We start from the raw sequence: 4,753 nt of genomic DNA, 5'->3' as shown, positions 1-4,753 counted from the left end.
GCCGGCTATATCGCCAATGGTGAATTTGTAGCCAACTACACAGAAGATTATTTCGGGCCGAATGAAGAAGCATTTAAGACGCATTCCCGGAGTGGCGTTCAGTATTGATGTTTTTGAATTAAAAAGAATGGACCTTGAACACGCAAAACAGAAAGATCCCCTTCCGCTTCTATCACATGAAGCGAGAGGGGACTTTTTATTACATCATGCCGCCCTTTCACCGTTTGCTGCGTTGAAGCCTGTGTTGACTTCTTCACGTTCGGGGCGATCGACAACGATGGAGCCTACTGTTTTGTAATAGATTTCGTGATTATGCAAGGAAGCGTAATAACACCAATCAGGATGACAAAAGACAGTGGGTCTACCAAAACACCGTCCACTCCGTAACCTATGAGACGATTACGAATATAGTTCATCTGCTTCCCTCCCCACCGTGACGTAGTTTGGTTCCCATTATACAAAAATCAAGAGGTTATCACTTTCTTCAGCCTGTTGAACGTATGAAAAAAACTGAAGTAGTTCATACTGAAAATATGATAACCATGATTTACCAGAGAGGGTGAGAGAAGGACTATGTGGTTTTCAAAGAAAAAAAATAATAAAGAGTTAACTCTCTCTATCCCTTCATCCACTCAAGCAGTGGGTTCCAATCAAAAAGCCGCCTTACAAACTAGTCTTCAACAAAACATACAAACGCTAAAAGATACCCTCGGAAAAAGTTCGGATATCATCATTCGGGAAATTCGGTTTGGAAAAGAAGGAAACATTAATGCAGGCATTATATATACAGACGGATTAACCGATACACACTCATTACAAAACTTTATTTTAGAAACGCTCATGCTAGATATCGTGGAGATTGAATTACAAGAAAAAGCTTCTCCTGAGCAAAATCTTATTAGCGTATTAAAAGATGTTGCCATGACAGTTGGAGAAATTAAAGAAATAGCTGATTTTGACGTTCTTATTACCAGCCTTCTGTCAGGGGATACCATTATTTTAGTCGACGGATATGCACGAAGCCTAATCATTTCCAATAAGCAATGGGTCGAGCGTGGGGTAACCGAACCTACTGCCCAGACATTAATTAGAGGACCACGCGAAGGTTTCACCGAAAACTTACGTGTGAATACCGCCTTAGTTCGCCGGAAACTTAAAGACCCGAACCTTTGGATGGAATCAAAAATAATTGGAACACGCACGAAAACGAACATTGAAATGATGTATATCAATGGCATTGCAAATGACAAAGTAGTGGAAGAAGTACGGTTACGTTTAGACGGAATAGATATTGATGGAATTCTTGAAAGTGGAAATATCGAGGAATTAATTCAGGACGCACCTTATTCACCATTTCCAACAATTTTCAATACTGAACGGCCAGATACAGTAGCTTCAGCCCTATTGGAAGGACGTATAGCTATTTTGATAGACGGCACACCCTTTGCGCTAATTGTGCCTGCATTATTCATTCAGTTTTTTCAATCTCCCGAAGACTACTATCAGCGCGCGGATATTGCGAGTTTTATTCGACTACTGCGCTTTTTTTCATTTGGGATTGCATTGCTTGCACCTGCATTATTTGTTGCAATCACAACTTTTCATCAATCAATGCTACCACCTGCACTCCTCATTAGTCTGGCAGCCCAACGAGAAGGTGTCCCGTTACCGGCATTTGTAGAAGCAATGCTTATGGAGATCACCTTTGAAATTTTACGTGAAGCAGGTCTAAGAATGCCACGATCCATCGGTTCAGCGATGTCTATTGTAGGAGCATTTGTAATAGGAACGGCTGCTGTTGAAGCAGGCATCATCTCTGCGGCGATGGTAATTGTCGTTTCACTAACCGCCATATCCAGTTTTGTTGCACCCATTTACGACATAGCTATTTCTGTAAGGATGTTGCGCTTTATATTTATTATACTAGCTGCCTCATTTGGTTTATTTGGAATTACGGTTGGTTTAATTGCTCTGATTCTGCATTTATGTAGTTTACGTTCTTTTGGTATGCCATATATGTCTCCACTCGCTCCATTTAATGTTTCCGATCAAAAGGATACGTCTATTCGCTTGCCTATATGGAAAATGTTTACTCGACCTCGCCTAATCAGTCAACAAAATAGGGTTAGGCAACAAGATCCAGCATCTGCAAAACCTGAACCGCCAAAAAATTAGGAGTACGAAGGGGAGTATACAATGAAAAAGCACATTATTGTTCTCCTGATTCTCAGTCTCTTACTTACAGGGTGTTGGGACAGCAGAGAACTAAATGAGATTGCCATTACGTTGGCAATAGGTATCGATAAAGTAGAAGATGAATACCAGATAACTGTTCAAGTAGTTGTTCCATCGGAAGTTTCCATCAAAACAGGTACGGGGCGTTCAACGGTAACCCTTTTTCAAGCGAACGGAAATACAGTATATGAAGCCTTTCGTAAAATGACCAAGGACTCCCCTCGAAAGATATATCCTGGACACCTTCGAATGCTTGTGCTTGGTGAGGAGTTGGCACTAGAAGGGATTGGCGATTCCTTAGATTTATTTGCTCGGGATTGGGAATTTAGATCGGACTTTTATGTTGTTGTTGCTAAAAATAGGACTGCAGCTGAGATATTGAATATCACCACAACTTTGGAAAACATACCTGCAAATAAAATGTTTGAAGCACTTAAAACGTCAGATGAGAGTTGGTCCGCAACCCGGGGCATTAAATTACACGAGCTCATAGCAGATATTAGTAGTGAAGGAAAGGAAGCTGTGTTAACCGGGATTCTGGCAATGGGAAACCAAGAAATAGGAGCAAGTAAACAGAATGTGGAAACGATTACCCCTTCAGCCCGCATTCAATATGGCCAATTGGCTATATTTAAAAAAGATAAACTTGTAGGATGGTTAAGTGAACGAGAAAGTAGAGGATATAACGATATCATCAACTCAGTAAAAACAACAGTAATGCCTATAGCTTGCCCCAAGAAGGGGACTCTAACTATAGAAGTAACCGACTTGAACTCCGTTATCAAAAGTAAGGTTATAAATGAAAACCCTGAAGTGGATGTCAATATTAGAGTAAAAGGAAATATAGGGGAAGTGGAATGTCAAATTAATCTTAGCGAACTAAAAACAATTCATGAACTGGAGAAAATTTACGAAAATGAATTGAAAGAGATTGTTAATGAGACCATTGATAATTTACAAAACAAATATAAATCAGACATTTTTGGATTTGGCGAGGCCATTCATCGATCCAATCCGAAAGAATGGAAAAGGATTAAGAAACAGTGGGATTCTGAATTTCCAGACCTGGAAGTGAATGTTGAAGTTGACATGCAAATTCAGCGTACAGGTACAATAAATAATTCTTTATTAAAAAAAGAGTAAGGACTAAATTATTATGCTGAAAAGTATAGGAATACTCCTTATTGCACCTGCCATTGTATGGATAGAAGTTCCAGCTCTCTGGTGCAAGAATTCGTTAGTTAAATAAAAGTATAAGTGAGGTAAAAGTATACTATGAATCAAGGTGTTAAAATAAGTTCGTATCAATTTCTAGTTTTAGTCACGTTTTTTTCGATTGGTACGAGCATCTTGGTTATTCCATCCTTATTAGCTGCTGAAGCAAAGCAAGACGCTTGGATTGTCGCAATACTCGGTACGGGAATCGGATTATTAGTGATTTGGCTATTTTGCACAATAGCACAATGGTTCCCTCATCTTACCTTTATCCAACTAAATGAAAAGATTTTAGGGAAATGGGTAGGCAAAGCCGCTTCACTTCTATTTCTATTCATGTCTTTGATTTATACTTCGATTCTTTTGTATTATTCCGGGACATTCCTCAACACTCTTTTGATGCCAAATACTCCAATGGCAGCCCTTAATATCCTTATGGCGATCATTATCGTAATGGGAGTCCGTCTTGGATTGGAGACAATTGCTCGTTCTGCAGAAATACTAATCCTTTTATTCTTCGTTCTTTTTCTCTTGTTAATACTATTTATTTCACCTGAAGTCAAATTTGAAAACGTACAGCCTGTGGTTGAGGCAGAGACAAGTACAATCTTTCAAACATCTATATTTTTTATTGAAGTAACTTCTGTCAATGCGATTGTTTTATTAATGATTTTCCCTGCCTTTATCAACAATATTAAACAAGCTAAAAAATCATTTTTATTCGGAAACTTAATAGGTGGAATTGCCATCACGATCATTACATTTTTGTGTATTTCAGTACTAGGGGCAGACAATACTGCAACGCAGATTTATCCGGGATTTGAATTAGCAAAAAGAATAAATGTTGGTATGTTTATACAGCGCATTGAAGCATTTATGGCTGCTCTATGGATTATCGCTCTTTATTTTAAGGCAACCCTTTATTTTTATGCTTCCGTTCTAGGGGTTGCACAAGTTTTAAATTTGAAAGATTACCGCCCTTTAACAATGCCATCGGGAATGATTGTCGTAGTCCTTTCTCTTATCATCTTCCCCAATGTCGTACACCAACAAAATTGGGATGCGACAACAAGTCCATTCATTTCATTTTCGATTGGATTGATATTACCACTTTTGATGGTAGTCGTATATGCCATCCGAAAAAAACAATTGAAGAAGGTCCCTATAGGGTCCTAAGAAATGAAAAAAGAAGCTTCTCACAAGTCCAATGACTTTAGAGAAGCTTGTATGATATTTTAATCAACCGCTCTCAACCTGTGTATTGAATCAACTGAGTGATGACTAATGTGACAACCCCAATTGC

Annotated in this window: 4 protein-coding genes; 3 read left to right on the top strand and 1 reads right to left on the bottom strand. The window is 38.8% G+C overall.

Going from position 1 to position 4,753, the window contains the following annotated elements:
- Positions 1 to 284 precede the first annotated feature (284 nt).
- Entirely contained in the window at positions 285 to 416 is a 132-nt protein-coding gene (locus tag RUH95_RS21430; RefSeq protein ID WP_313894933.1) for a hypothetical protein, read from the bottom strand.
- A gap of 157 nt (positions 417 to 573) precedes the next feature.
- Here RUH95_RS21430 and RUH95_RS21425 point away from each other — a divergent pair, with 157 nt between their 5' ends.
- From RUH95_RS21425 to RUH95_RS21415, 3 genes are all read left to right on the top strand, one after another.
- Positions 574 to 2,175 carry a spore germination protein gene (locus tag RUH95_RS21425; RefSeq protein ID WP_313894932.1) on the top strand — a complete coding sequence of 534 codons (1,602 nt, stop codon included), beginning with the start codon at positions 574 to 576 and terminating at the stop codon, positions 2,173 to 2,175.
- Between the two features lie 21 nt (positions 2,176 to 2,196).
- Positions 2,197 to 3,378 (top strand): Ger(x)C family spore germination protein, encoded by a 1,182-nt coding sequence (locus tag RUH95_RS21420; protein WP_313894931.1) that lies wholly within the window; start codon positions 2,197 to 2,199, stop codon positions 3,376 to 3,378.
- Between the two features lie 132 nt (positions 3,379 to 3,510).
- Positions 3,511 to 4,626, top strand: coding sequence for a GerAB/ArcD/ProY family transporter (locus RUH95_RS21415; RefSeq protein WP_313894930.1), 1,116 nt, complete (start codon positions 3,511 to 3,513; stop codon positions 4,624 to 4,626).
- The last annotated feature ends 127 nt before the right edge of the window (positions 4,627 to 4,753 follow it).

This window comes from Psychrobacillus sp. (genome assembly GCF_032154225.1).
Taxonomy (GTDB): Bacteria; Bacillota; Bacilli; order Bacillales_A; family Planococcaceae; genus Psychrobacillus.
Note: the sequence above shows the minus strand (reverse complement) of the source record. Positions and strands in the feature narration are given on the sequence as shown.

Coding starts and splice junctions, on each gene's coding strand:
- RUH95_RS21430 (WP_313894933.1), bottom strand. CDS start 416: ATGAACTATATTCGTAATCGTCTCATAGGTTACGGAGTGGACGGTGTT.
- RUH95_RS21425 (WP_313894932.1), top strand. CDS start 574: ATGTGGTTTTCAAAGAAAAAAAATAATAAAGAGTTAACTCTCTCTATC.
- RUH95_RS21420 (WP_313894931.1), top strand. CDS start 2,197: ATGAAAAAGCACATTATTGTTCTCCTGATTCTCAGTCTCTTACTTACA.
- RUH95_RS21415 (WP_313894930.1), top strand. CDS start 3,511: ATGAATCAAGGTGTTAAAATAAGTTCGTATCAATTTCTAGTTTTAGTC.